We start from the raw sequence: 22,783 nt of genomic DNA, 5'->3' as shown, positions 1-22,783 counted from the left end.
TTGCCACGGTCGGGAAGCGCGCGCACCCGTGCGCCCTGCTGTTCCCGACGCATGCCGGCCAGCGGCCGGATGTCAGACTCTACCGTCGCGCTTTGCCCGGCCCTACCAACGTTTTGCGGAATCGATATGCGAACGCGCATAGCGCATCGGCCCGTCGTCGCCTAGCGGGCCGTTGCGTAAACGCATCGTCATGCGAACGACGCGTACTACGCACATCGAACGATTTCATCGATCGATATGACCGCCTCAACGGGTTTCCGGCGAACGACGTTCGCTGTCCGCACGATGCGTTCGCCGCAGCAGGCGTGCCGGACGCAATCGCAGCACACCTGCCGGGCCGGCGGCAATGCACATTACAAATCGGCCGCTCAGCGATTTACAAACCACGGATCGGCCGTTCATCGGCGCGTCCGTCGTCAATAGCATCGTGATCCTCGCAAACGTACTGATAAAAACAGAGGTTGGTCATGATCAAAAAAACGGTGGTACTGGGTTTGGTTTCGATCGGTTCGGTCGGCGCGCATGCGCAGAGTTCGGTAACGTTGTACGGGGTGGTCGACGCCGGCATCGCGTATACGAACAACCAGGGCGGCGCGAGCAACATCCAGCAGACGAGCGGCAAGCTGAGCGGCAGCCGCTGGGGCCTCAAAGGCGCGGAGGATCTCGGCGGCGGCCTGCAGGCGGTCTTCACGCTGGAAAGCGGGTTCCGGCCGAGCGACGGCGGGCTCGGCCAGGGCGGCCGACTGTTCGGCCGGTCCGCGTACGTGGGCCTCGGCAAGAAAGGGCTCGGCACGTTGACGTTCGGCCGTCAGTACGAGCCGATCACCGATCTCGTCGCGCCGTACTCGGGGGCGGGGTTCTGGTCTCCGGCCACGCACGTGGGCGACAACGACAACCTGAACCAGAGCTTCCGGCTGAACAACGCGGTGAAGTTCCGCAGCGACACGATCGCCGGCTTCACGGCCGACCTGCTCTACGCATTCAGCAACCAGGCCAATGGCGGCGCGGGCACCGGATTCTCGAACAACAACGCGTGGGGCGCATCGGCGAACTACGTGAACGGCCCGCTGTCGATCGGCGGCGGCTATGTGCGGTTCAATCATCCGAATGCGGCGTCGAATACGGGCGGCGCGGTGGGCGGCGCGACCTCGACCACCGGCAACGACTACAGCGGCGCGTTCTTCTACGGGCTGAACGGCGGTGTACTGAAGCAGCAGATCGGTGCGGCAGGCGCGAACTACGTGCTCGGCCGCGCGACGCTCGGCTTCGCGTGGAGCCACACGCAGCTCGATTATCTCGACGGTTCGTCGCGCAAGTTCAACAACTACGACGTGAATGCGCGCTACCAGCTCACGCCGGCGGCGACGCTGATCGGGGTCTATACGTTCACCGACGGGCGCGCGAGCGGCCTGCCGGGCACGAGCGGCCAGACGCTGAAGCCGCGCTGGCATCAGTTCACGCTCGGGTTCGACTATGCGTTGTCGAAGCGCACCGATATCTACGTGTCGGGCATCTACCAGCTCGCGGCCGGCGATGCGAGCACCTCGACGCCGGGCGGCTATCGCAAGATCGCGGCGATCTCGAACATCGGCAGCGCGTCGTCGACGAACCGCCAGATCGCGTTCGTCAGCGGGCTGCGCGTGAAGTTCTGACGGCACGCACACCGGGCGTCGCGCAACGGGCGCGATAAGCAAAGCGGGAATCGTTGTTTGCCGCGCCGCGCCCGGTTGCCGAGAATGATCGTTTCCCCGCGCGCGACATGCGTTCGACCATGACCGATTCCCGTTTTCCTCCCCGATCGCCGCGCAGCGGCCGGCGCGCGGCGCTGCGCCAGCTCGCCGGCGGCTGGGCGGCCGCGATGCTGCCCGCCAGCGGCGCGCTCGCGAGCCAGCCGCTCGACGTACCGCCGTGGACGCGCACGCCCGGCGCACCGCTGCTGTCGCCACCGTACGGCCTGCCGGCGGAGCACGAACGCGACGTGATCCGTCGCAGCGCCCGTACCCCTGCGCTACCCGGTTCCGGCTCGTCGATGACGCCGCTCGCCGACCTGTTCGGCGACATCACGCCGAACGGGCTGGTCTACGAGCGTCATCATGCGGGTGTGCCGGACATCGATGCACAGCGCCATCGCGTCGTCGTGCACGGCCTCGTGCGCGAGCCGCGCGTCTTCACGCTCGACGACCTGCTGCGCTTTCCGTCCGAATCGCGGATCCACTTCCTCGAGTGCTCGGGCAACACCGGCAGCGAATGGAACGGCCCGAGCGGGCTGCCGGTTCAGTTCACGCACGGGTTGCTGTCGTGCTGCGAATGGACGGGCGTCCGGCTGTCGACGCTGCTCGACGAAACCGGCATCGATCCCGATGCACGCTGGCTGCTCGCCGAAGGCGCGGATGGCGCGGCAATGACGCGCAGCCTGCCGCTCGACCGGCTCCTCGAGCGCGCGCTGGTCGTCTATGCACAGAACGGCGAGCGGCTGCGCCCGGAGAACGGTTACCCGGTGCGGCTGATCGTGCCGGGTTTCGAAGGCAACACGAACATCAAGTGGCTGCGGCGGCTGAAGCTGGTGCGTGCGCCGGAGATGACGCGCGAGGAAACGTCGAAATACACGAATCTGCTGCCCGACGGCTGCGCACGCCAGTTCGTGTTCGAGATGGATGCGAAGTCGGTGATCACGCGGCCGTCGGCCGGCCACCGGCTCGCCGCGCACGGCTATTACCCGATCAGCGGCTACGCGTGGTCGGGCCGCGGCCGGATTCGCGCCGTCGACGTGTCGACCGACGGCGGCCGCACGTGGCGGCCCGCCCGGCTCGCCGGCGACGTACGCGACCGCGCGCTGACGCGTTTCGAGGCCGACTGGGTATGGCGCGGCGAGCCGGCCGACCTGCAAAGCCGCGCGACCGACGAGACAGGCTACGTGCAGCCGACCCGCGACGCGCTCGTCGCCGCGCGCGGCCTGAACTCGCAGTACCACTACAACGGCATCCAGAACTGGCGCGTCGGCGCCGACGGCGAGGTGCGCAATGCGTAAGCCGCTCGCTTGCCTGCTGGCGGCCTGCGCGATGACGACGAGCGCGTTCGGCGCCGGTTTCGACCTGGGCCGGCCAATCGATCGCGCGGCGCTCGCCGCGTGGGACATCGACATCGCGCCGGACGGCAGCGGCCTGCCGCCCGGCGCGGGCACGGTCGCACGCGGCGCTCACGTGTTCGCCGAAAAATGCGCGATGTGTCACGGCGCCGGCGGCGAAGGCGGCGTCGGCGATCCGCTCGTCGGCGGCATCGGCTCGCTCGCGAGCACGAAGCCCAGAAAGACGGTCGGCAGCTACTGGCCGTACGCGACGACGCTATTCGACTACATTCGCCGGGCGATGCCGTACAACGCGCCGCAATCGCTGAGCGCGGACGACGTCTATGCGGTCACCGCGTACGTCCTCCACCTGAACGGCATCGTGCCCGGCGACGCCCGGCTCGACGCGCGCACGCTGCCGCGCGTACAGATGCCGAACCGCGACGGCTTCGTGCCCGACCCGAGGCCGGGCAGGCTATGACGCACGCCGCGCCGCTTGCCGCCGCATCGGGCCGCACACCCATGTGCATCGCGTCGCCCCTTTCAGCAAGGACCCCGTAATGAGCGATCCCTCCGTCACCGCCCCGCTTGCGCCGTCGCCGTTCGTCGACGTTCGTTCTCCGGCGGATTTCCCCGACAGCCCCGTATCGCGCACGCTCGCGCAGCCGTTGATGCTCGGGCTGTTCCTGCCGATCCAGGCCGGCGGATGGAGCGCATCGACGCTGCCGCGCTCGACCGACTGGACGTTCGACTACAACGCCGATCTCGTGGCCCGAGCCGAAGCGCTCGGCTTCGATCTCGTGTTCGCGCTGTCGCAGTGGTTGCCGAAAGGCGGCTACGGCGGCGTGTTCGACGGCCACGCACTCGACTCGTTCATGACGCTGGCCGCGCTCACCGCGCGCACCGAGCGGATCATCCTCGTCGCGACGAGCCACGTGCTCTACGGGCCGTGGCATCCGCTGCATTTCGCGAAGTTCACCGCGACGCTCGACCACATCTCGCGCGGGCGCTGGGGCATCAACGTGGTGACCGGCCACCGCGCGATCGAGCACGAGATGTTCGGCTGGAACCGGATCGAACACGACCGGCGCTACGAGATGGCCGCCGAATTCCTCGATGCGGTCCAGCAGTTGTGGGCGCAACCGGATAATTTCAGCTACACGCCCGAACTGTCGAGCTGGCGGCTGGGCGGCGCATTCGTGACGCCGAAGCCGCGCTACGGCCGCCCGCTGCTCATCAACGCGACGGGTTCCGATGCGGGCATCGCATTCGCCGCGCGCTATTCGGACATCGTGTTCGTCACCAGTCCGGCCGGCCCCGACGCCGAACGCGCGATCGATGCGCTGCCCGCGCATACCGCACGCGTGAAGGCGGCCGCCGCCGCGCACGGCCGCACGATCCGTACGCTGCTCAATCCGCTCGTGATCTGCCGCGAGACGGCGACCGAAGCGCGCGCGTACCACGACGCCATCGTCGCGCATGCGGACGAAGGCAGCTTCCATCGCTTCGACAGCGACGCGCACGCGTGGCGCGGCGGTTTCGAGCAGCGCGCGCAAGCCGCCGCGCGCGCGATCGGCGGCAACATCTCGATCACAGGCTCGCCCGAAGAAGTCGCCGATACCCTCGTGCGGCTGCATCGCGCGGGCATCGACGGCATCCAGTTGAGCTTCTACGACTTCAAGCCCGATCTCGACTTCTTCGGCGAGCGCGTGCTGCCGCTGCTGCGCGAAGCCGGCTTGCGGCGTTGACGTTCGCGGGGCTGCAACCCGGCGCGGCGGCGCAGCAGCCGCGCCCGGCGGCCGTCGTCAGAACACGCGCCCTTCGGCCAGGTGCGTCGTCACGCCGTTCAATGCGTAGTCGCCGATCACGCGCGCCTTGTGCAGCAACGGGTTGTGGCTGAAGATCGTGCGCAGGTTGCGCCAGTGGCGATCGAAGTTGTGCTCGCGCGCCGTCGCCGATGCCCCGCCCACTTCGAACAGCCGCTCGGCCGCATGCAGCGCAAGCTTGCTGACGATCAGCTGCGTGCGCGCGGTCGCGAGCGCGCTGTCGAGCACGAGCGCATCCGCGTCGGCGGCGCCTGCTTCGATCGCGTCGGCGGAGCGGTCGAGCGCGCGTGCGTTTTCTCGTACGAGCGCGTCGATCGCATGGCTATGCGCGGACAGCTCGCCGACGATCTGCTGGATGAAATGATCGTCGCGCGCGGTCGGTGCCGGGCTGTGCAGCGCGGGCCGGCCGTGCGCGAGCACGTAGCGGCGCGCATCGGCCACCACGTTGCGCACGATGCCCGCGCCCGTCGCGACGAGATGAAGCTGCCGCAGCGCGCCGCAATGACGGCCGACGAGCGTCGATCCGTCGCGCGGGACCACTTCGTCCGCGAACACCTGCACGTCGTTCAGCAACAGGCTGCCGCTCGCCGTCATGCGCTGGCCCATCCCGTCCCAGTCGTCGAGCACCTGCAGGCCGTCGCGCGCGACGGGAACGATCACCGCGAGCGCATCGCCCTGCTCGTTCTCCACGTTGATGCGCGCGAAATCGGCGAACGCGGTGCCCGTCGAATAGTATTTGCGGCCCGTCACGCGGTAGTGGTCGCCGTCGCGACGCAGCACGGTCGTGTTCTCGCCCGGGCGCGACGTGCCGCGCTCGGTCGACGCGCCGCCGAAGATCGCACCACTGAGCACGCGCGCGAGCTGCACGTCGTTGAACGCCGTGCGCGGCGACAGCCGCAGCGTCTCGGTCTGGTCGTAGTGGATGCGCAGCGCGTGCGCGAGATTCGAATCGGCGGCCGCCAGCGTCGCGATCGACTCGAACAGGTCGACCAGCGTGCCGCCGAGGCCGCCGCGCTCGACCGGAATCCGCAGCGCGCCCAGTGCCGAGCGCCGGAAGATCGCGAAGCCTTCGAACGGCAGTGCGCGACGCACCTCGCGTTGCGCGGCATCCTGCCCGATGGCAGTCGCGAGATCGGGCAGCGTGGCAAGCGCGTCGCGCAATGCGTCGCGCGGATCGACGGCATCACGGGCAGTCATTCGGCAGGTCCTTGTTCGGGAAGATCGGGGCGTGTCGCGGTAGCGCACGACACGGTGTCCGCAAGTATAGGGACACCCCCGCCACGCGTAAAAAGCCGATTTCAGCTTACGTTATGCCCGCGCCGGGATTGATCGCGCACGGACGCCGTCAGTGCTGAATGCCCCAGCGCCGCACGGTCGCGCGCTCGAGTGTATCGAACACGAGGTTCTCGACCAGCAGCCCGATCACGATGACGGCCGCGAGACCGGCGAACACGCGGTCCGTATACAGCTCGTTGCGGTTCTGGAAGATGTACCAGCCGAGGCCGCCCTGCCCCGCGCTCGCGCCGAACACGAGCTCGGCCGCGATCAGCGTGCGCCACGCGAATGCCCAGCCCACGCGCAGTCCCGACAGGATCGACGGCAGCGCGGCCGGCACGAGAATCAGCGCGATCTGGCGCAGGCCCGTGAGCCCGTAGTTGCGCCCGGCCATCTTCAGCGTGGCGGGCACGCCGACGAAGCCGGTATAGATGCTCAGCGCGAGCGGCCACAGCACCGCATGCACGAGCACGAACAGCAGGCTCCCGGTGCCGAGTCCGAACCACAGCAGCGCGATCGGCAGCAACGCGATGGACGGCAGCGGATTGAACATCGACGTGAGCATCGTCAACAGGTCGCGGCCGATGCGCGTGGATACCGCGAGCGACGTCAGCGCGAACGCCAGCAGCACGCCCAGCGCATAGCCGCGCAGCAGCACCGACATCGAGATGCCCGTCTTCACGAGCAGTTCGCCCGACTCGATGCCCTGCACGAACGCGGCCAGCGTCGCGCCGAAGGTCGGGACGAGCAGATCGTTCGCGACGATGCGCGCGACGATCTCCCATGCGGCGATCAGCAGGAGCGCGATGACGCTGCGGCGAAACCATGCGGCACCGGCGATGCGGCGCAGCAGCGGCGCGGGCGCCGCGCGCTCGGCGTAAGGCAGCGTGTCGGGCGTGCGCGTGTATTCGGCGCGCACGGGCGGCAGCGGCGGCACGGCCGGATCGATCGTACTCATGATGCGGCGTCCTCCGTCGTCGGTACGTGCGGTGCGTCGGTGTCGAACAGCAGGCGATGGATCCGTGCGACGTTGTCGCGGAAGTCGCCCGTATCGACGTTGTCGAGCGAATGCTCGTGACTGTTGAGCTCCGCGCGCACGCGGCCCGGGTGCGGCGACAGCAGCAGAATCCGGTTGCCGACCACGAGCGCCTCCTCGATCGAGTGCGTGACGAACAGCAGCGTGAAGCGGAATTCGTCCCACAGCCGCAGCAGTTCCTCCTGCATCTTGCGGCGCGTGAGCGCATCCAGCGCGGCGAACGGCTCGTCCATCAGCAGCACGCGCGGCTGCATCGCCAGCGCCCGTGCAATCGCGACGCGCTGTTTCATGCCGCCCGACAGCGTATGCGGATAGGCATCGGCGAACGTGCCAAGGCCGACCTTGTCGAGATAGTGCAGCGCGCGCTCGCGTGCTTCGGCGCGCGACAGCTTCGCGGCGACGCGCAACGGAAACGCGACGTTCTCGACGACCGTTTTCCACGGCGGCAACTGATCGAATTCCTGGAACACGACGATGCGGTCGGGCCCCGGCCCGCGCACCGGCCGGCCGTCGAGCGCGATCGAACCCGAGACGGGCTCGATAAAGCCGGCGATCGCCTTCAGCAGCGTCGATTTCCCGCACCCGGACGGGCCGAGCAGCACGAAGCGGTCGCTGCCGTACACGTCGAAGCTCACTTGATGCGTCGCACGAACGATCCGCGCGCCGCTGCGGTATTCGAGGCTGACCTGATCGATCGCCAGCAGGCGTTCGCTGTGCGTGCCGGCCTGCGCGGCGTTCGCGGCCGGGCGATCGTCGGCACGCGTATCGGCCATGGCCGGCGCGGCTGGCGACGCGCCGCCACGTACCGCATACGGCGGCAACCAGGTTCGGGGAGAAGTGGCGTTCACGATCGAATCTCTTGCGGGAAAAGCATCAACATACGGCCGGGCGCCGCGCGGACCAACCATCGATTGCGCATATCGAAACCGCGCCGACGCATAAGCGTCGATCGCGGCGTCGGAACATCGGCGCCGCTCAGCTGCCGCCCGCCGTCGCCGGATCGTCGAAGAAGTAGTCGCGCCACGACTTCGGTTCGTTGCGGATCGCGCCGGTGCGATGCATGAACTGCGCGAGCGGCAGCGTGTTCTGCGGCGCGGTCTTGAACTGCACCTGCGGATTGCGCAGGATCTTCAGCAGCAGCGCGCGATCGATCTTCGATCCGTTCACGCGAATATAGGTATCGGCCGCGCGCTCCGGATCGGCCGCGATCTGCCGTGCGGCGTCGGCCAGCGCGGCGACGAACGCGCGATAGGTCTTCGGGTTGTCGTCGCGGAATTTCTCGGTCGCGTACAGCACCGTCGCCGAGCTCGGGCCGCCGAGCACGTCATACGAATTCAGCACGATGTGCGCGTTCGGGTTGCCGGCGAGCTCCTGCTCCTGGAACGGCGGATTGCCGAAATGGCCGGTGATCACGTTGCTGTTCGCGAGAATCGCGGCCGTCGCGTCCGGATGCGGAATCGCCTGCGTGAGCGCGTCGAGCTTGTCGAACTGCTTGTCGCCCCACTGCTTCGCGGCCGCGTACTGCAGCACGCGCGACTGCACCGACACGCCGACCGCCGGCACCGCGATGCGGTCCTTCGCGCTCAGATCGGCGATCGTCTTCACGTTCGGGTTGCTGCTCACGAGGTAGTACGGAAAATTGCCGAGCGACGCGACGCCCTTCACGTTCTGTCGGCCGCGCGTGCGGTCCCACACGGTCAACAGAGGGCCGACGCCCGCGCCCGCGATGTCGACCGCGCCGGACAGCAGCGCGTCGTTCACGGCCGCGCCGCCTGACAGTCGCACCCAGTCGACCTTGATGTCGAGGCCGGCCTTGCGCCCCTCCTTCTCGATCAGGTGCTGGTCGCGCGCGACGTTCAGCATCAGGTAGACGACGCCGAACTGCTCGGCGATGCGAATGTGACCTTCCGCGTGCGCGGCGTGCGGGATGACCGCGCCCGCGAAGGCGAGCGCGGCGGTGAGCGTGGCCGCCAGCGCGCGACGCGCCGGCAAGAACGAAAACGACATCGGAACTCCGGTCGGGATGGGTCGGAAATGAATGACGCGGCGCGCGGCTCAGAAAGGCGCGTCGCCTTCGATCGTCGTGCGGTACAGCTTGCGGCGCAGGTGGTCGGGCGTGCCGGCGGCGAGATGCATCAGCGAGCGGTTGTCCCAGAACACCAGATCGTGATCGCGCCACGCGTGCCGATACAGGTGCTCGGCGCGCACGCTGTGCGCGAACAGTTCGTCGAGCAGCGCGCGGCTTTCGTCGTCGGGCAGCCCGACGATGCGCGTCGTGAAATGCTCGCTGACGAACAGCGCCTTGCGGCCGGTTTCCGGATGCGTGCGCACGACCGGATGCACGACCGCCGCGACCTGCGCGATCTGTTCGGGCGACAGGTTCGGCCGCCACGGGCTGCGCGCCTGCAGTTCCGCGTAGCGCGCGAGATACGTATGCTCGGCGCGCCGCCCTTCGACCGCGCGGCGCAGATGGGCCGGCAGCGTGTCCCACGCGAGATGCATGTTCGCGAACAGCGTGTCGCCGCCTTCCGCCGGCAGTTCCTGCGCGTGCAGCAGCGAGCCGAGGCTCGGTTTTTCCTTGTACGACAGGTCGGAATGCCAGAAATGGCCGGCGTCGCCGAGCCCGACCGGCTTGCCGTTCTCGACGATGTTCGACACGATCAGCACTTCCGGATGGCCGGCCAGTGCGAACTGGTGCAGCACGTGGATCTGCAGCGGTCCGAAGCGGCGGCTGAACGCGATGTGCTCGTCCGGCGTGATGCGCTGGTCGCGAAACACCAGCACGTGGTGATCGAGGTGTGCACGATGGATGCGCGTGAAATCGTCGGCGTCGAGCGGTTGCGACAGGTCCAGGCCGATCACTTCGGCGCCGAGCGGCGCGTCGAACGGCACGATGTCGAAATGCTGCGCCGTGCCGCCCGGCCGCAAGGCGGGATGTCCGGCGGAAAGCGTTGCGGCGTCGCTGAGGGTGGTAGTCGTCACGGCACGGCCCTGATTCGGTCAAAACGCGAATCTACGAGGCCGTGCCGGCGTGCGTCAACGAAGCGATTCGGATACGTTTATCTGCTGCGGTGATAAAGATCGCTGCTCGCGCATACGGCGCCGAGCAGCGGCGGAGTCGTGCAGCCGGTGCCAATGACCGGAGGTGCCGTCCGCATCCAGCCGCCTCGGCCTGGGCCCCGAGCCGGCTAAGGCTGCCCCGCCCCGCCCGACGCCCCATAGATCTGCCCGGTCACGTAGCTCGCGCGCGACGAAAGCAGCTCGACATAGATCGACGCGATCTCGGCCGGTTGTCCCGGCCGCCCCATCGGCACCTGCTCGCCGAATTTCTCGACGTTGTGCGTCGTCTGTCCGCCGCTGACCTGCAACGGTGTCCAGAACGGCCCCGGCGCGACGCCATTGACGCGAATGCCGCGCTGGATCATCTGTTTCGCGAGCCCCTTCGTGAAATTCGCGATCGCCGCTTTCGTCATCGCGTAGTCCAGCAGGTTCGCGGACGGGTCGTACGCATTCACCGACGTCGTATTGACGATCGCCGAGCCGGGCGGCATGTGCGGAATGGCCGCCCGCGTGATCCAGAACATCGCATAAAGATTGGTGCGCAGCGTCCAGTCGAACTGCTCGGTGCTGATGTCGAGGATCGAGTCGTGGCTCTGTTGGCGGGCCGCGTTGTTCACGAGGATGTCGAGCCCGCCGAGCGCGGCGACCGCCCGCTCGACGAGCCCGTTGCACGCGCCTTCGCTGCGGATGTCGACCGGCAGCGGCACCGCCTTGCGGCCCGCGCTGCGGATCAGGTCGACGACTTCGCGCGCATCGGGCTCCTCGTCGGGCAGATAGACGATCGCGACGTCCGCGCCCTCTCGTGCACAGGCGATCGCTACCGCACGGCCGATGCCCGAATCGCCGCCGGTGATCAGCGCCTTGCGACCATCGAGCCGGCCGCTGCCGCGATAGCTGCGCTCGCCGTGATCGGGGCGCGGCGTCATGCGGCCCGCAAGCCCGGGCCACGGCTGGTGCTGCTGCGGAAACGGCGCGTGCGGATAGAGCGTGCGCGGATCGCGCGGCGCCGTATCGCCGGCATCGGGCGCGCCGCCGCCCGTCTGCGCGATCGTCGGCAGGGCGACGCTGGCGACCAGTCCGGCCGTCGTGCCCTGTACCCATTTGCGACGGGATTCGGAAACTTCGTCTGATGACATGTTGGACTCCGGTGCGTGGTTGTCGGAACGCAGCAGGCCGCGACGATTCGGCCGACGCGCGCGCTACAGCGGCCGCGGCCGCTCGCCCGAATCGTCGGGCGCATCGTGCTCGCCGGGCCACGGCTTGCCGGCCGGATCGCGTACCTCCGTCTGGCGCGGGTCGTCCGGCACGACCTTGTGCGCCTGATCGTCCGGGATCGTGTCGAGTTCGCCGCCGCCGGGCGCATGGCCGGGGCGCGCGGTCGATTCGCCGCTGGGTGCCGAGCGGCGCCGGCCCTGCGCGTCGGCTGCGTCGCTTGCCGCGTCGGGCGACGCGGTGTCCTGCCGTTGACTGTCACGGGTCATGAGTTTCTCCCTGTGCGGATGCTGAATGCGTTGCGCCGCACCGCGCCGCGATGGGTGGTGCGGCGGCCCGCAACGCTTCCAGCAAGCGACATGCCGTCGTCGGACTGCCCCGTCGCACCGCGAGCGGATGAATCCGCTAAAGAAATTACAAGCGGCGCGTCATCCGGCACAGCCTCCGCAACACGCGTGGCAGCGCCGATGCGACACGCAACGCGGCACGCGCGATGCTCGAAAGCGACATGCCGGCTGCGCGCCGGCGCCCTTTCGACGCAGCCGAGGACGATCATGAGCGCGATGCACGCGACAAACGCAACAAACCCGACACCGAACGACGACGACATGACCGACACGCCGGATATTCCGCCGCCGGAGCCCGACGACGGGCGCCACGACGACCTGCCCGACTTGCCGGACCCGACCGAAGTGGGCGAGGACGGTTAGCCATCGCGTCGCGGCAGTGTGCGTAGCTGCTCCGTCGCGCGCTTGGCAGCGTGCGATGCGAAGTGCGCCGGCCGCGCGCCCTGCCTACTTGTTGCCCGGCTCGCGCGTACGCTCGCCGTACGTGCCGTTACCGCAGTGCGGGCACTTCGGGATCGGGTGTCCCGCCTGCACGTGCGTCGACCGGTGGCATTTCTCGCATCGAAAGTCACCGGTTTTTTCCGCTTTCTCTCCTGCGTGCGCCGTCATCTTCGTCCTCCTTCCGGCTTGCGATTACCCGCGCTTCACCGCGTGCGTCGCCTTTCGTGCGCGACCTCGCTGCTCGGCACCGCGTCGACGTCCTGCAGCGGCTCGCCCGGAATGCGGCGCTTCGCGGACTGATCGACCGGCAAATCCGCCGTCTGCTCGCCGCGCCCGTCCGCGCTGCCGCCCTCGGCATCGAGCTGCTGTTCGGCCCGCCGCCAGTATTCGTCGGCCCTGCCGTCGGGCGCGCCGTCCGCCTGCCACAGGCGGTACGCTCGCTCGCGGATCTGCGTTTCTCTCTCTTCGTTCATGTCGTTCTCCGTGTCTGCGATGGCGATCACCGGTCCGGGCGCGACGGCGCCGATACCGCACCGAGCGTCGACGACATCCCTCCGTCGGCGGCGGTCGCCAGATCGCCCAGCGCGACGATGCCGACCAGCCGCTTCTGCCGGTCGACCACCGGCACGCGGCGAATCTGCGCGTCCTCCATCTTCTTTTGCACCACTGAAATGTCGTCGTCCTCGTAACACCAGTTCGCGGGCCCGCTGACGACGCCTTCGACCGCTTCGTCCGGCGGCACGCCCATCGACACCGCGCGCACCACGATGTCCCGGTCCGTCAGCATGCCGATCAGCCGCGTGCCGTCGCATACGGGCAGCGCGCCGACATTCAGGTCGCTCATCAGCCTGGCCGCCTCGCGCAGGCTCTGCGTCGGACCGATGGTCGCCGCGTCGCGTGTCATCACTTCCGATACACATGTCATGTTTCGCTCCTTGGTAAGCCGCCTGTTGCGGCCTGCTGCACGAGCATCGCGCGTTCCGGCGGCCGCCGCGCGTCAGTTCTCCGTCGAACAGCGAACCGACGTCAGGCCGGCCGATTCGACGATCCGTATCAGTTGCTTCAGCATCACGTCGGCGCCGGCCGCTTCGCGCCACTGCACGAACAGTTCCTCGTCGCGCACCCCGCGTGCGGCCGTTTCGCAAAAGCTTTTTGTCCGGCACGTGAATCCCGCGTCGCGCAGCTTCGCGGCCAGTTGTTCGCGGGCAGCCGAGCCCAGCGGATACTCGACCGTGACCAGCGCGGTCCTGACGCGCCGCAAGCGCTGCTCGACCAGCCGCAGTGGCCAGACGACGAGCAGCGCGAGCACGAGCCCGACCGCACCGAGCGACAACTGGCCGCCGCCGATGCACAGCCCGATGACCGTCACGAACCACAGCGTCGCGGCCGTGGTGACGCCGGACACCAGGCCGTCGCGGTGAAGAATCGCGCCGCCGCCGATGAAGCCCATCCCGGTCAGGATGCCGAGCGGCAGCCGCATCAGGTCGAGTACCGAGAACGCGCCCTCCGGTTTGCCCGCCTGCAGCAGCAGCGCATTGACCTGCAGCATCGACAGGCACGCGGCGAGGCAGACGAGGATCGTCGTGCGCAGTCCGGCCGTCTTGCCGGATTCGCTGCGATCGACGCCGATCAGCCCGCCCGCGACGAGCGCCAGCGCGATCCTGACCAGCACGTCGTGCCACTGCAGTACGACCGGCATCGCTTCCATGCGCCCTCCCGTGCAAATCGTCGTGCGTCGGGACGCGAACGCCGCCGACGAGGCTGGGGCGGTCGCAAGGATCGGGCCTGCTTTCGGAGGATGGCGGCGCGTGTAGTGCGTCGGATGGAATTGTAGAAAGGGCGTGCCGCGAGCAGCGTACGTCAGTGGCGAAGGTGCCGGAGCGGTGTGCGGAATGATCGCATGCTGCCGCTCGGCGCGCCGGAGGCGGCGGACGGACTGCCGGCACGGACATTCAGCGGCGCCCTCCGCGGCGTGCCCGTCGGACGCGCGTGCACAGGCGCCGACACCCTCTTGCTCCGTATCCGATCAGATACGAAAATCGCCTCCGTGATCCTTTCTTGTCATTTCGCTCCCGACCGGGAACGAAATGATGTCGCCACTATCGGAATCCACCGTTCGTTCCCGTACGAATACGAACCGCTGCCCGATCCGGCGAGTTATGCAATACTGTTCCCGATCAGATACGAAGCACGGAGAACGTCATGTCGGAGTCCCAATCCGTCGACACGATCGGCGCGCTTGCCCACTTCATTCGCGCGGCGCGAATCCAGCAGGGGTTCACGCGGGACGAACTCGCGAACGCGACCGGGCTGTCGCCGAAATTCATCAGCCAGGTCGAAGCCGGCAAGCCGACCGCGCAAATCGGCAAGGTCATGCTGCTGCTGAGCGAGCTCGGCGTGCGGCTGTACGCCGAGTCGTCGATCAAGATCTCCGAAGCCACCGCGCGGAAGGCCGCGCAGCGCCGCAGGAGCAGCCATGGCGGCTAGAACGCTGATCGCGTCCGCAAACGGCGTGCGCATGGGCACGCTGACCGACGACAAGGGGATCTGGTCGTTTGCGTACGACCCGCAATGGCTTGCGTCGTCGGCCGCGTATCCGCTGTCGCCCGCGTTTCCGCTGCGCGCAGGCGTGTTCACCGACACGTCGACCGATCGCCCGGTCCAGTGGTTCTTCGACAACCTGCTGCCCGAGGAAGGCATGCGCACGTCGCTTGCGCGCGAGGCGAAGGTCGATGCGGCCGACGCGTGGGGCCTGCTCGCGTACTTCGGCCGCGAGTCGGCCGGCGCGCTGACGCTGCTGGCCGACGGCGAGCAGGAAACGCCTGGCGGCCTGCAGCCACTGCCGCTCGACGAGCTCGAGCGCCGGATCCAGGCGATGCCCGAGCGCGCGCTGACGGCCACCGCGCCCAAGCGCATGTCGGCGGCCGGCGCGCAGCAGAAGCTGCTGCTGGTGCTGCGCGGCGACGCGCCCGACTACGCGCTGTTCGAGCCCGTCGGCAGCGAACCGTCGATGCACCTGCTCAAACCCGACATGCGCGCGGCCGGCTATCCGCATTCGGCGATCAACGAGTTCTTCTGCATGCAGCTCGCGAAGAAGATGGGGCTCGACGTGCCCGACGTGCATTTCCTGCGCGCGCCGTCCGCCTGCTACGTAATCGACAGGTTCGACCGCGACGTCGCGTCCGAACCGGCCGGGCGCGTGCATACGATCGACGCGATGCAGTTGCTCAACTACGACCGCGGTTTCAAGTACCAGCGGGCCAATGCACAGGAGCTCGCCCGCGCGATCGACCGCACCAGCACACGTGCGCTGACACGCCTGTCGGTGTTCCGCTGGACCGTGTTCAACGTGGTGGTCGGCAATGCCGACGCGCACCTGAAGAACCTGTCGTTCTTCGTCGACGCGCGCGGCTACCGGCTCGCGCCGTTCTACGACATCGTCAGCACCGTCGTGTATCACACGCCGACGCACCGGCCCGACCATCGCGGCGATCACTGGCCGCACTGCGAGCTGACGATGCCGCTCGGGCATGCGACACGGTTCGCCGATATCGACGCGAATGCACTGGTCGAATTCGGCCAGGCGCTCGGGCTCAGGGAGAAAGCAGCCGCCAGCGAACTGCGGCGCTTTCTCGAACCGCTCGATCGTCAAGTCGATCAGACGCTCGATGAAGTGCGAAACATCGCGCATCCGGACGCCGGGGAAATGCGATTGCTGAATTCGATCGTCGCGATGCCGATCGCGGAAATGGGGCGCGCGCTGCGGCCGGCGCGCGCATAGGTTGCCGCGCGTGGGTGTCGTGCCGCCGCCGATACCCGCGCACCGCCCCGCCCGGCGAATGCATGGGCGTCAGCGGCGCACGGCAAAGGCATCGACGCCCGTCGCTGCCGCGGACCACGCCCACAGCCGCGCCGCACCCTCCGGATCGATCGCATGCGGCCGCACGCCCGATTCCTCGTTGCCGCGCGTCACCGTGGCGACGTCGCAATCCTCGCAATAGACGCCGCCGAGATCGGCAATGCGCGGCGACGTCGCCGCCCATACCTGGGTGGCCGCGCCCTGCGCAGGCGTCTTGAAGGTCGGATCGATCGGCACGCCGTGTTCGTCGACCCAGCCCTGCGCCATCATTTCCTCGCGCGTCAAATGACGTTGCAGCGGCGTCGCGATCTTGCCGGGATGCAGCGAATACGCGCGCACGCCGAACGGCGCGCCGAGCCCGTCGAGCTGCACCGCGAACAACGCGTTGGCGGTTTTCGACTGCCCGTACGCGAGCCATTTGTCGTAACCGCGCGCGAAATCGATATCGTCCCAGCGGATCGGCGACAGCCGGTGCCCGAGCGAGGACACCGCGACCACGCGCGCGCCGTCGCCGTGCGCGAGCGCAGGCCACAGCCGGTTGACGAGCGCGTAGTGACCGAGGTGGTTGACGGCCATCTGCGCTTCGCGACCGTCGCCGACGCGGGTCTCGGGGCACGCCATGATGCCCGCGCTGTTGATGACGACATGCACGTCGCGACGCGCGTCGACGAACCGCGCGGCGAATGCGGCCACGCTCGCGGGGTCCGCCAGATCGAGCGTCGCGATCTCCACGCCCGCGATGCCGCGCATCGCTTCGCGCGCGGCCACGGCGCTGCGTGCGCCGCCGACGACGTGCGCACCGGCGTGCGCCAGTGCGCGCGTGGTTTCGAGCCCGAGACCCGAATGGCCACCCGTGACGATGGCGGTCTTGCCGTGCAGGTCAAGGCCGGCCAGTACGTCGGTCGCCGTCGATCCAGCGTCGAATCCGGAATGAAGGGGGTGCTGCCTGCTCGTCATTGAAAGCTCCTGGAATGATGCTCGACGCGCGCGGCCGCCCGTCGGCCGCGTCGCTGCACGAGATCATTCTCCGGCCGCGCGTCCGGACTGTGAATGCAATAGAATCCGGTTTTTCGTCGAGATCGTCCGGGGATTGCGCGTGGACCCGCTATCGGAAGTACTGTCGCTGCTGGAAACGCGCGACTCGTTTTTCACCGGCCTGCGGGCCGGCGGCCCGTGGGCGGTCGACCTTCCGCCGCCCGACGGGATCAAGTTCAACGCGGTGGTCGAAGGCAGTTGCTGGCTGACCGTCGACGGTGCGGGGCCGCCCGTCCGGCTGCGCGCGGGGGACTGCTTCCTGCTCGCCGCGCCGCGCGCATTTTCGCTGGCGAGCGATCCGTCGGTCGCGCCGGTGCCGGCCGCCGACGTGTACCGGCATCTCGAACGCGGTATCGCGCACTACGGGCAACCGGCCGACTGCTTTCTGATCGGCGGCCGCTTCACGTACGAGGAACGCATGCCGCTGCTGCTCGGCAGCCTGCCGCCCGTGGTCGTCGTGAGTGGCGATTCCGAACCGGCGGCGGTACTCCGCTGGTCGCTGCAGCAGCTCGCACGGGAGTTCGGCGCGTCGTCGCCGGGTGGGTCGCTGATGGTCCGGCATCTCGGACACATGATGCTGGTGCAGATCCTGCGGCGCTATGTGGACGCCGGCGCGAACGGCGATGCCGGATGGCTGGCCGGGTTCGCGGATGCGCGGGTCAGCGCGGCGCTGGCCGCGATTCACGCCGCGCCCGAGCGACGCTGGACCGTCGACGCGCTGGCGGCCTGCTGCCACGTGTCGCGTTCGACGTTCGCGCTGCATTTCAAGCGGCGGCTCGGGTTCGGGCCGCTCGAATACGTGCTGCGCTGGCGGATCCAGCTGGCGATGCGGGAACTGCGCAGATCGAACGCATCGATCTCGGCGATCGCGCAGCGGCTCGGCTACGACTCGGATAGCGCGTTCGGCCATGCGTTCAAACGCATCGTGGGCTGCTCGCCGCGCGCCTATCGTCATGACGCGACGAAGGAACCGGGCAACTAGCGTCTTGACCGCCTTCGTCGGGCGCGTGATGTTGCGATTCCGTCGACGTCACGCATTCGCATTACGACCATCAGGATAAGTATTCTTATCACAATATACCGATTTGATTTCCAAACTCGACCGTGCAGCAATGCGTCAGCGCATCACGCGCTGGTATGCCGCAATTTCCCGTCGATGTGCTGCGGAAGCCTCAGCAGGTTGAAGATCGGGCACACCGCTTCGACCGCCTGATGCAACGCACGGATGGTCTCCGGCGGCTCCGGCGACACGATGTCCAGCGTATAGCGGATGTTGTGCGGGAATACCGGCACATGTTCGAAGCCGGGTTGCTGTGCGAGCGGATGCTGGTCACCGGTGACTTCGACTTCGATCGCGTCGATCTTCAACCCCTGCTCCGCGGCCTGGATCAACGTGATGTGCGTGAGGCAACTGCCGAGCACCCCAAGCTGCAGTTCCGGCGATGCGGGCCCGAGGTTGTAGCCCGCGAAATCGGGCGGGCTGTCGCTGATCACCTGGAAATCGCGAATCCGGATCTCGCGCACGCCGCTGCGGCCGAGCGCGCGCACGGTCGCCTTCAGCGGCGTCGCCTTGAAATCGGGATCGTTGCGGGCGGCCTGCTGCTTCGCGTGCCACGCAGCGCGCTTTTGCGCGAGATAGTCGTTCAGGGTCGTCATGGTCAAGTCATGGGTAGCGGCACGCACGCGACGGATCGGTTCGCTGCGCGCCGAAGCGATCAGTCGATTGCCGGAATCCACGCGGCCGTCGCCGCGTCGCTCGCGCGGAACGCCGGAAACTTCGCGCCGAGTTCGGCCACGGTATGAATGTCGTTTTTCACGAGGTCGTCGCGCGTGATCAGCGTCGGCTTGACCGCGATGCGCGCGCCCGGGTTTTGCCCGGCGACCAGCAGCGCCGCGGCCCGCACCGACACCGCGCCGACGACCGCCGGATTGGTCGCGGCCGTCGCGACCCATGCGCTGTTCGGCGCGCGGATGGCCTCGATGTCGGCCGTCGACACGTCCGCGCTGTAGATGCGCAGCTTCGACGACAGCCGGGCCTCGTCGGCCGCGAGCTTCGCGCCGCGCGCGAATTCGTCGTACGGCGCGAACACGACACGGATGTCCGGATTCGCGCGATACACGGCCGCCGCCTGGTTCGCGACCGACTGCGCGATCGGATTGTCGACGGTGCCCCAGCGCGCCTTTTCCCGAACCTTCGGATGCGCGCGCTTGAAGTCGCGCCACGCGGCATCGCGGCGGTCCAGCGGCGCGAATCCGGCCACGTACACGTACCCTGCCGTGAATGCGTCGCCGTTGTCCTTCACGGCCTGATCGAGCAGCAGGTTCGCGAGGTCGCGATCGTTCTGCTCGATCTGCGGCACCTTCGGGTTGGCGAGATCGACGTCGAACGCGACGACCTTGATGCCTTTTTCCAGCGCCCGCTGCACGACGTCCTTCAGCGATTCCGGCAAGCCGTGATTGACGATGATCGCGGACACGCCGATGCTGATCGCCTGCTGAATCTGCTCACGCTGCTCGGCCGCATCCTGCCGGCCTTCGTAGATGCGCAGATCGACGCCGAGCGCGCGTGCCTGCTTCTGCGCGCCGGCTTCGTAGGCCTGGAAGAAATCGCCGGTCGACAGGTAGTTGACGAGCGCGATCTTCACTCCGCCCTTGTCGAACGGCGCGGGCGCGCCCTTGAGCGGGCCGGCATGTGCCGCGGGCACACCGAGCACGAGCGCGGCGCCCAGTACGAGTGCAGCGAGTTTCGGTTCGAGGCGCGACTTTCGGCGAAGCAACGAGCGCATGGCGTGTCTGTCTCCGTACAGGACGATATCGGCCCAATCTATCAGCACGGCACGCGAACTCAAACCGACCGATTCGGCAATCGATATTACTTTGGATAACAAACAGTCCCGCCCGCCAATCCTTCGAACCCGTCCGTGACCGAGCCCCGTCTCGGCAACCTCACGCATCACGCCCGGGCATCCGCCCGGCGCCCGATGCCGAACGTAAACGCGAGGGCCAGCACGAGCAGCACGCCCTTGATGAAATCCTGCATATAGTAGGGTGCGTTCAGCATCGTCAGCCCGTTGAGCAGTACGCCGACGAACACCGCGCCGACGACCGTGCCGAACACGTTGGGCCGCTTCGCGCCCCACACCGCGTAACCGATCAGCGCGGCCGCCACCGCGTCGAGCAGCAGCGAGTGCCCCGCGCTCACGTCGCCGCGGCCGACCCGCGCAGCGATCAGCACGCCGCCCAGCGAGGCGATCGCACCCGACACGACATACGCGGCGACGCGGTACCGTGCGGCCGGCGCGCCGGCCAGTCGCGCGGCCGTTTCGTTGCCGCCGATCGCATAGATCACGCGGCCCCAGCGCGTCGCTTCCATCGTGATGCAGGCCAGCACCGTCACCGCCGCGAGCACCAGTACCGGCAACGGTACGACATCGAACACGCGCAGCCGGCCGAGCGCGAGGAACGCGTCGGGGAACACGCCCGTGGCGTCCGTGCCGTCCGGCAGCACGGAGCCGGTCGCGAGCGAACGGCCGCCGGTCGGGATCAACTGCAGGCCGGCCAGCAGGAACAACGTGCCGAGCGTCGCGGGCTGGTCGGGCACACGCAGCCGCGTAATCAGCAAGCCGTTGAACAACCCGGCGGCCACGCCAAGCGCGACGCAGGCGATCACGGCCCCCCATGCGCTGCCGTGCCAGACGACCAGCACGTAGCTTGCGGCCATCTGCGCGGTCGCGGCCACGCTGCCGACCGACAGGTCGAAGCCGCCGGCCGCGAGCGTGACCGTCACGCCGACACCGAGCAACGCGACGATCGACACCGCCTGCAGGATGCTGAACAGATTGTCGACGTTCAGGAACGCAGGCTCCTTGAGCGCGAACACGACCACGAGGACGGCCAGCACGAGCAGGATGCCGGTTCGTTCGAGCGCATCGCGGATACGCGCGGGCACGGGGCGCGACGACCGTTCGACGGGAGCGGCATGACGCACGGCGGAAGAAGTCGCGGGTTTCATGAGCAGGCACGCACGATGGAAGAAGTCGGAGGCAGGCAATCGAGCGTGGCGCGATCGAACCGCACGATACGATCGGCGATCTCGGCGGCTTCCTCGAGATCGCTGACGAACACGATCGTCGCACGCTCATGCGCATGACGCCTCAGCGTATCGACGATATCGGCGCGCGCGGCCGCATCGATGCCCTGAAACGGCTCGTCGAGCAGCAACAGCCGCGCCGGTTCGGCGTGCCAGCGCGCGAGCACGACCTTCTGCTGATTGCCGCCGGACAGATGCGCGACGCGATCGTCCGGCCCGTCGCAGCGAATGCCGAATCGCGAGATCGCCGCCTCGGCCGCCGTGCGTTCGCGCGTTCGGCGCACCGCGCCGCTGGCGAACCAGCGCGACAGGAACGGAAAACCGATCGTGCCAGCGATCGATGCGAACGGGACGCTGTCGGGAAACAACGACGTGCGCCATCGGTCCTCGCCGGCCAGGAACACGCCGGCGCGAATCGCGTCCGCCGGCGAACGTGGCCGCCACGGCCGGCCGTCGAGCGTCATCTCGCCGGCCGCCGCATGCACCGCGCCGAAGATCGTCCGCGCGAAGCGCGACTTGCCGCCGCCGACCGGGCCCGCGATCGCGACGATCTCGCCGCGCCGGGCATCGAGGTCGAACGGCGTGCTGGTCGGCGTCAGCCGGATCTGCCGCGCGCTGAAGCCCGAATCGCCCCGGGCCGCGGATCCGGCCAGCCCGGCACGTTCCGGCGCTGCGGCACGCGCACGCGGCAACGGCCGGCCGATCATCGTTTCCACCGCGGCGTCGAAATCGATCGGCGCGGCCAGATCGGCGACGATCCGGCCGTCGCGGACGATCGCCGCGCGATCGGCGATGCGACGCAAATCGCCGAGCCGATGCGACACCAGCAGGATCGCGACGCCATCGCGGCGCAGCGCATCCACCAGTTCGAACAGCCGCTCGGCCTCCGCCCCGGACAAGCTGGCGGTCGGTTCGTCGAGAATCAGCAACGACGGCTGTCCGGCCAGCGCACGCGCCAGGGTCACGCGCTGCTGATCGGCCAGCGACAGCGATGCGAGCGGCGCCGCCAGATCGACGTCGAGCCCGACCCGCGCGGCGAGCGACCGCGCCGCGGCGCGGCGCGCGGCCGGCGGCACGCGCCATGGCGAGGCCGGGTCGCACAGTCGGTCGAGCAGCAGGTTGTCGGCAATCGACAGCGTCGGCACGACGGCGTCGGCCACCGACTGGTGCACGGTCGCGACGCCGAGCCGCTTGGCCGCGTGCGGCGATGCCGGCCGATAAGGCTCGCCGCGCAGTGCGAGCGTGCCGCCGTCCGCTTGCAGCGCGCCGCTCAGGATCTTGACGAAGGTCGACTTGCCCGCGCCGTTCGCGCCCATCAGCGCGACGACTTCCCCGGCGCCGATCGACAGGTCGAGCGCCGCCAGCGCGACGGTCGCGTCGAAGCGTTTCGCGATGCCCGTGGCGCTCAGGACCGGTGGCGACGCCGATCGAGGGGGCCGCGCTTCGCCCCGCGTCGCGTCCATCGTTTCATTCGTCGCGCTCTTCATGCCGGAAGGTTCCGGTCGGCACGATGCGGCTGCAGCAGGAACAGTACGTCA

Annotated in this window: 24 protein-coding genes; 8 read left to right on the top strand and 16 right to left on the bottom strand. The window is 68.5% G+C overall.

All coding sequences use genetic code 11. The features are described from left to right. Positions 1-467: 467 nt before the first annotated feature. The 4 genes from CFB49_RS32650 to CFB49_RS32635 all read left to right on the top strand — a co-directional run bounded on the left by CFB49_RS32650 (position 468) and on the right by CFB49_RS32635 (position 4,812). Positions 468-1,652, top strand: coding sequence for a porin (locus tag CFB49_RS32650; RefSeq protein ID WP_089493736.1), 1,185 nt, complete (start codon positions 468-470; stop codon positions 1,650-1,652). A 119-nt stretch (positions 1,653-1,771) separates the two neighbouring features. After that, positions 1,772-3,028 (top strand): sulfite dehydrogenase, encoded by a 1,257-nt coding sequence (gene soxC, locus CFB49_RS32645; protein ID WP_179234992.1) that lies wholly within the window; start codon positions 1,772-1,774, stop codon positions 3,026-3,028. Then, positions 3,021-3,545, top strand: a complete 525-nt coding sequence (locus tag CFB49_RS32640) for a c-type cytochrome (RefSeq protein WP_069616900.1) — start codon at positions 3,021-3,023, stop codon at positions 3,543-3,545. The genes soxC and CFB49_RS32640 overlap by 8 nt, the downstream gene beginning before the upstream one ends. Positions 3,546-3,624: 79 nt before the next feature. Then, complete coding sequence (locus tag CFB49_RS32635; protein WP_089493437.1) at positions 3,625-4,812, top strand: LLM class flavin-dependent oxidoreductase; 1,188 nt, start codon at positions 3,625-3,627, stop codon at positions 4,810-4,812. 57 nt (positions 4,813-4,869) lie between these two features. Here the strand turns inward: CFB49_RS32635 and CFB49_RS32630 are convergent, their stop codons facing one another. The 7 genes from CFB49_RS32630 to CFB49_RS32600 form a co-directional block, all read right to left on the bottom strand. Next, complete coding sequence (locus tag CFB49_RS32630) at positions 4,870-6,087, bottom strand: acyl-CoA dehydrogenase family protein (RefSeq protein WP_069616902.1); 1,218 nt, start codon at positions 6,085-6,087, stop codon at positions 4,870-4,872. Between the two features lie 148 nt (positions 6,088-6,235). Continuing rightward, positions 6,236-7,123 (bottom strand): ABC transporter permease, encoded by an 888-nt coding sequence (locus CFB49_RS32625; protein WP_089493436.1) that lies wholly within the window; start codon positions 7,121-7,123, stop codon positions 6,236-6,238. Then, positions 7,120-8,109 (bottom strand): ABC transporter ATP-binding protein, encoded by a 990-nt coding sequence (locus tag CFB49_RS32620; protein WP_089493435.1) that lies wholly within the window; start codon positions 8,107-8,109, stop codon positions 7,120-7,122. The genes CFB49_RS32625 and CFB49_RS32620 overlap by 4 nt, the downstream gene beginning before the upstream one ends. A 67-nt stretch (positions 8,110-8,176) precedes the next feature. Next, positions 8,177-9,208, bottom strand: a complete 1,032-nt coding sequence (locus CFB49_RS32615; protein WP_069616905.1) for an ABC transporter substrate-binding protein — start codon at positions 9,206-9,208, stop codon at positions 8,177-8,179. Between the two features lie 48 nt (positions 9,209-9,256). After that, positions 9,257-10,129, bottom strand: a complete 873-nt coding sequence (locus tag CFB49_RS32610) for a TauD/TfdA dioxygenase family protein (RefSeq protein ID WP_089493434.1) — start codon at positions 10,127-10,129, stop codon at positions 9,257-9,259. Positions 10,130-10,389: 260 nt separating this feature from the next. After that, entirely contained in the window at positions 10,390-11,397 is a 1,008-nt protein-coding gene (locus CFB49_RS32605) for an SDR family oxidoreductase (protein WP_069616907.1), read from the bottom strand. A 63-nt stretch (positions 11,398-11,460) separates the two neighbouring features. Further along, positions 11,461-11,742 carry a hypothetical protein gene (locus CFB49_RS32600; RefSeq protein ID WP_089493433.1) on the bottom strand — a complete coding sequence of 94 codons (282 nt, stop codon included), beginning with the start codon at positions 11,740-11,742 and terminating at the stop codon, positions 11,461-11,463. Positions 11,743-12,027: 285 nt separating this feature from the next. Between CFB49_RS32600 and CFB49_RS36560 the strand changes: the two genes are divergently transcribed. Continuing rightward, positions 12,028-12,183, top strand: coding sequence for a hypothetical protein (locus CFB49_RS36560; protein WP_176730141.1), 156 nt, complete (start codon positions 12,028-12,030; stop codon positions 12,181-12,183). Positions 12,184-12,267: 84 nt separating this feature from the next. On the opposite strand, the gene CFB49_RS32595 is transcribed toward CFB49_RS36560, so the two are convergent. The 4 genes from CFB49_RS32595 to CFB49_RS32580 form a co-directional block, all read right to left on the bottom strand. Then, entirely contained in the window at positions 12,268-12,429 is a 162-nt protein-coding gene (locus tag CFB49_RS32595) for a zinc ribbon-containing protein (RefSeq protein ID WP_069616909.1), read from the bottom strand. Between the two features lie 35 nt (positions 12,430-12,464). Continuing rightward, positions 12,465-12,734 carry a DUF2934 domain-containing protein gene (locus CFB49_RS32590; protein WP_089493734.1) on the bottom strand — a complete coding sequence of 90 codons (270 nt, stop codon included), beginning with the start codon at positions 12,732-12,734 and terminating at the stop codon, positions 12,465-12,467. Positions 12,735-12,760: 26 nt separating this feature from the next. Further along, on the bottom strand, positions 12,761-13,186 hold the full coding sequence (locus tag CFB49_RS32585; RefSeq protein WP_089493432.1) for a CBS domain-containing protein: 426 nt from the start codon (positions 13,184-13,186) through the stop codon (positions 12,761-12,763). Positions 13,187-13,258: 72 nt separating this feature from the next. Continuing rightward, a complete protein-coding gene (locus CFB49_RS32580) occupies positions 13,259-13,969 on the bottom strand; it encodes an MgtC/SapB family protein (RefSeq protein ID WP_069616912.1) in 711 nt (236 codons plus the stop codon). Between the two features lie 494 nt (positions 13,970-14,463). Here CFB49_RS32580 and CFB49_RS32575 point away from each other — a divergent pair, with 494 nt between their 5' ends. Beyond that, positions 14,464-14,748, top strand: coding sequence for a helix-turn-helix domain-containing protein (locus CFB49_RS32575; RefSeq protein ID WP_089493431.1), 285 nt, complete (start codon positions 14,464-14,466; stop codon positions 14,746-14,748). Next, entirely contained in the window at positions 14,738-16,042 is a 1,305-nt protein-coding gene (locus CFB49_RS32570; protein WP_089437807.1) for a HipA domain-containing protein, read from the top strand. Before CFB49_RS32575 ends, CFB49_RS32570 begins: the two co-directional genes overlap by 11 nt. Before the next feature lie 69 nt (positions 16,043-16,111). On the opposite strand, the gene CFB49_RS32565 is transcribed toward CFB49_RS32570, so the two are convergent. Further along, a complete protein-coding gene (locus CFB49_RS32565; RefSeq protein WP_089493430.1) occupies positions 16,112-17,077 on the bottom strand; it encodes an SDR family NAD(P)-dependent oxidoreductase in 966 nt (321 codons plus the stop codon). A 139-nt stretch (positions 17,078-17,216) separates the two neighbouring features. Between CFB49_RS32565 and CFB49_RS32560 the strand changes: the two genes are divergently transcribed. Then, complete coding sequence (locus CFB49_RS32560; protein WP_089437805.1) at positions 17,217-18,137, top strand: AraC family transcriptional regulator; 921 nt, start codon at positions 17,217-17,219, stop codon at positions 18,135-18,137. A gap of 143 nt (positions 18,138-18,280) precedes the next feature. Here CFB49_RS32560 and CFB49_RS32555 read toward each other — a convergent pair whose 3' ends face one another. The 4 genes from CFB49_RS32555 to CFB49_RS32540 all read right to left on the bottom strand — a co-directional run bounded on the left by CFB49_RS32555 (position 18,281) and on the right by CFB49_RS32540 (position 22,732). Next, positions 18,281-18,811, bottom strand: a complete 531-nt coding sequence (locus tag CFB49_RS32555) for an OsmC family protein (RefSeq protein ID WP_089437804.1) — start codon at positions 18,809-18,811, stop codon at positions 18,281-18,283. A 59-nt stretch (positions 18,812-18,870) separates the two neighbouring features. Continuing rightward, positions 18,871-19,941 (bottom strand): substrate-binding domain-containing protein, encoded by a 1,071-nt coding sequence (locus CFB49_RS32550; RefSeq protein WP_089493429.1) that lies wholly within the window; start codon positions 19,939-19,941, stop codon positions 18,871-18,873. A 167-nt stretch (positions 19,942-20,108) separates the two neighbouring features. Then, complete coding sequence (locus CFB49_RS32545) at positions 20,109-21,167, bottom strand: ABC transporter permease (RefSeq protein ID WP_089493428.1); 1,059 nt, start codon at positions 21,165-21,167, stop codon at positions 20,109-20,111. Beyond that, entirely contained in the window at positions 21,164-22,732 is a 1,569-nt protein-coding gene (locus CFB49_RS32540) for a sugar ABC transporter ATP-binding protein (protein WP_089493427.1), read from the bottom strand. The genes CFB49_RS32545 and CFB49_RS32540 overlap by 4 nt, the downstream gene beginning before the upstream one ends. Between the last annotated feature and the right edge of the window lie 51 nt (positions 22,733-22,783).

It is taken from the genome of Burkholderia sp. AU17457 (genome assembly GCF_002223255.1).
Lineage (GTDB): Bacteria > Pseudomonadota > Gammaproteobacteria > Burkholderiales > Burkholderiaceae > Burkholderia > Burkholderia sola.
Note: the sequence above shows the minus strand (reverse complement) of the source record. Positions and strands in the feature narration are given on the sequence as shown.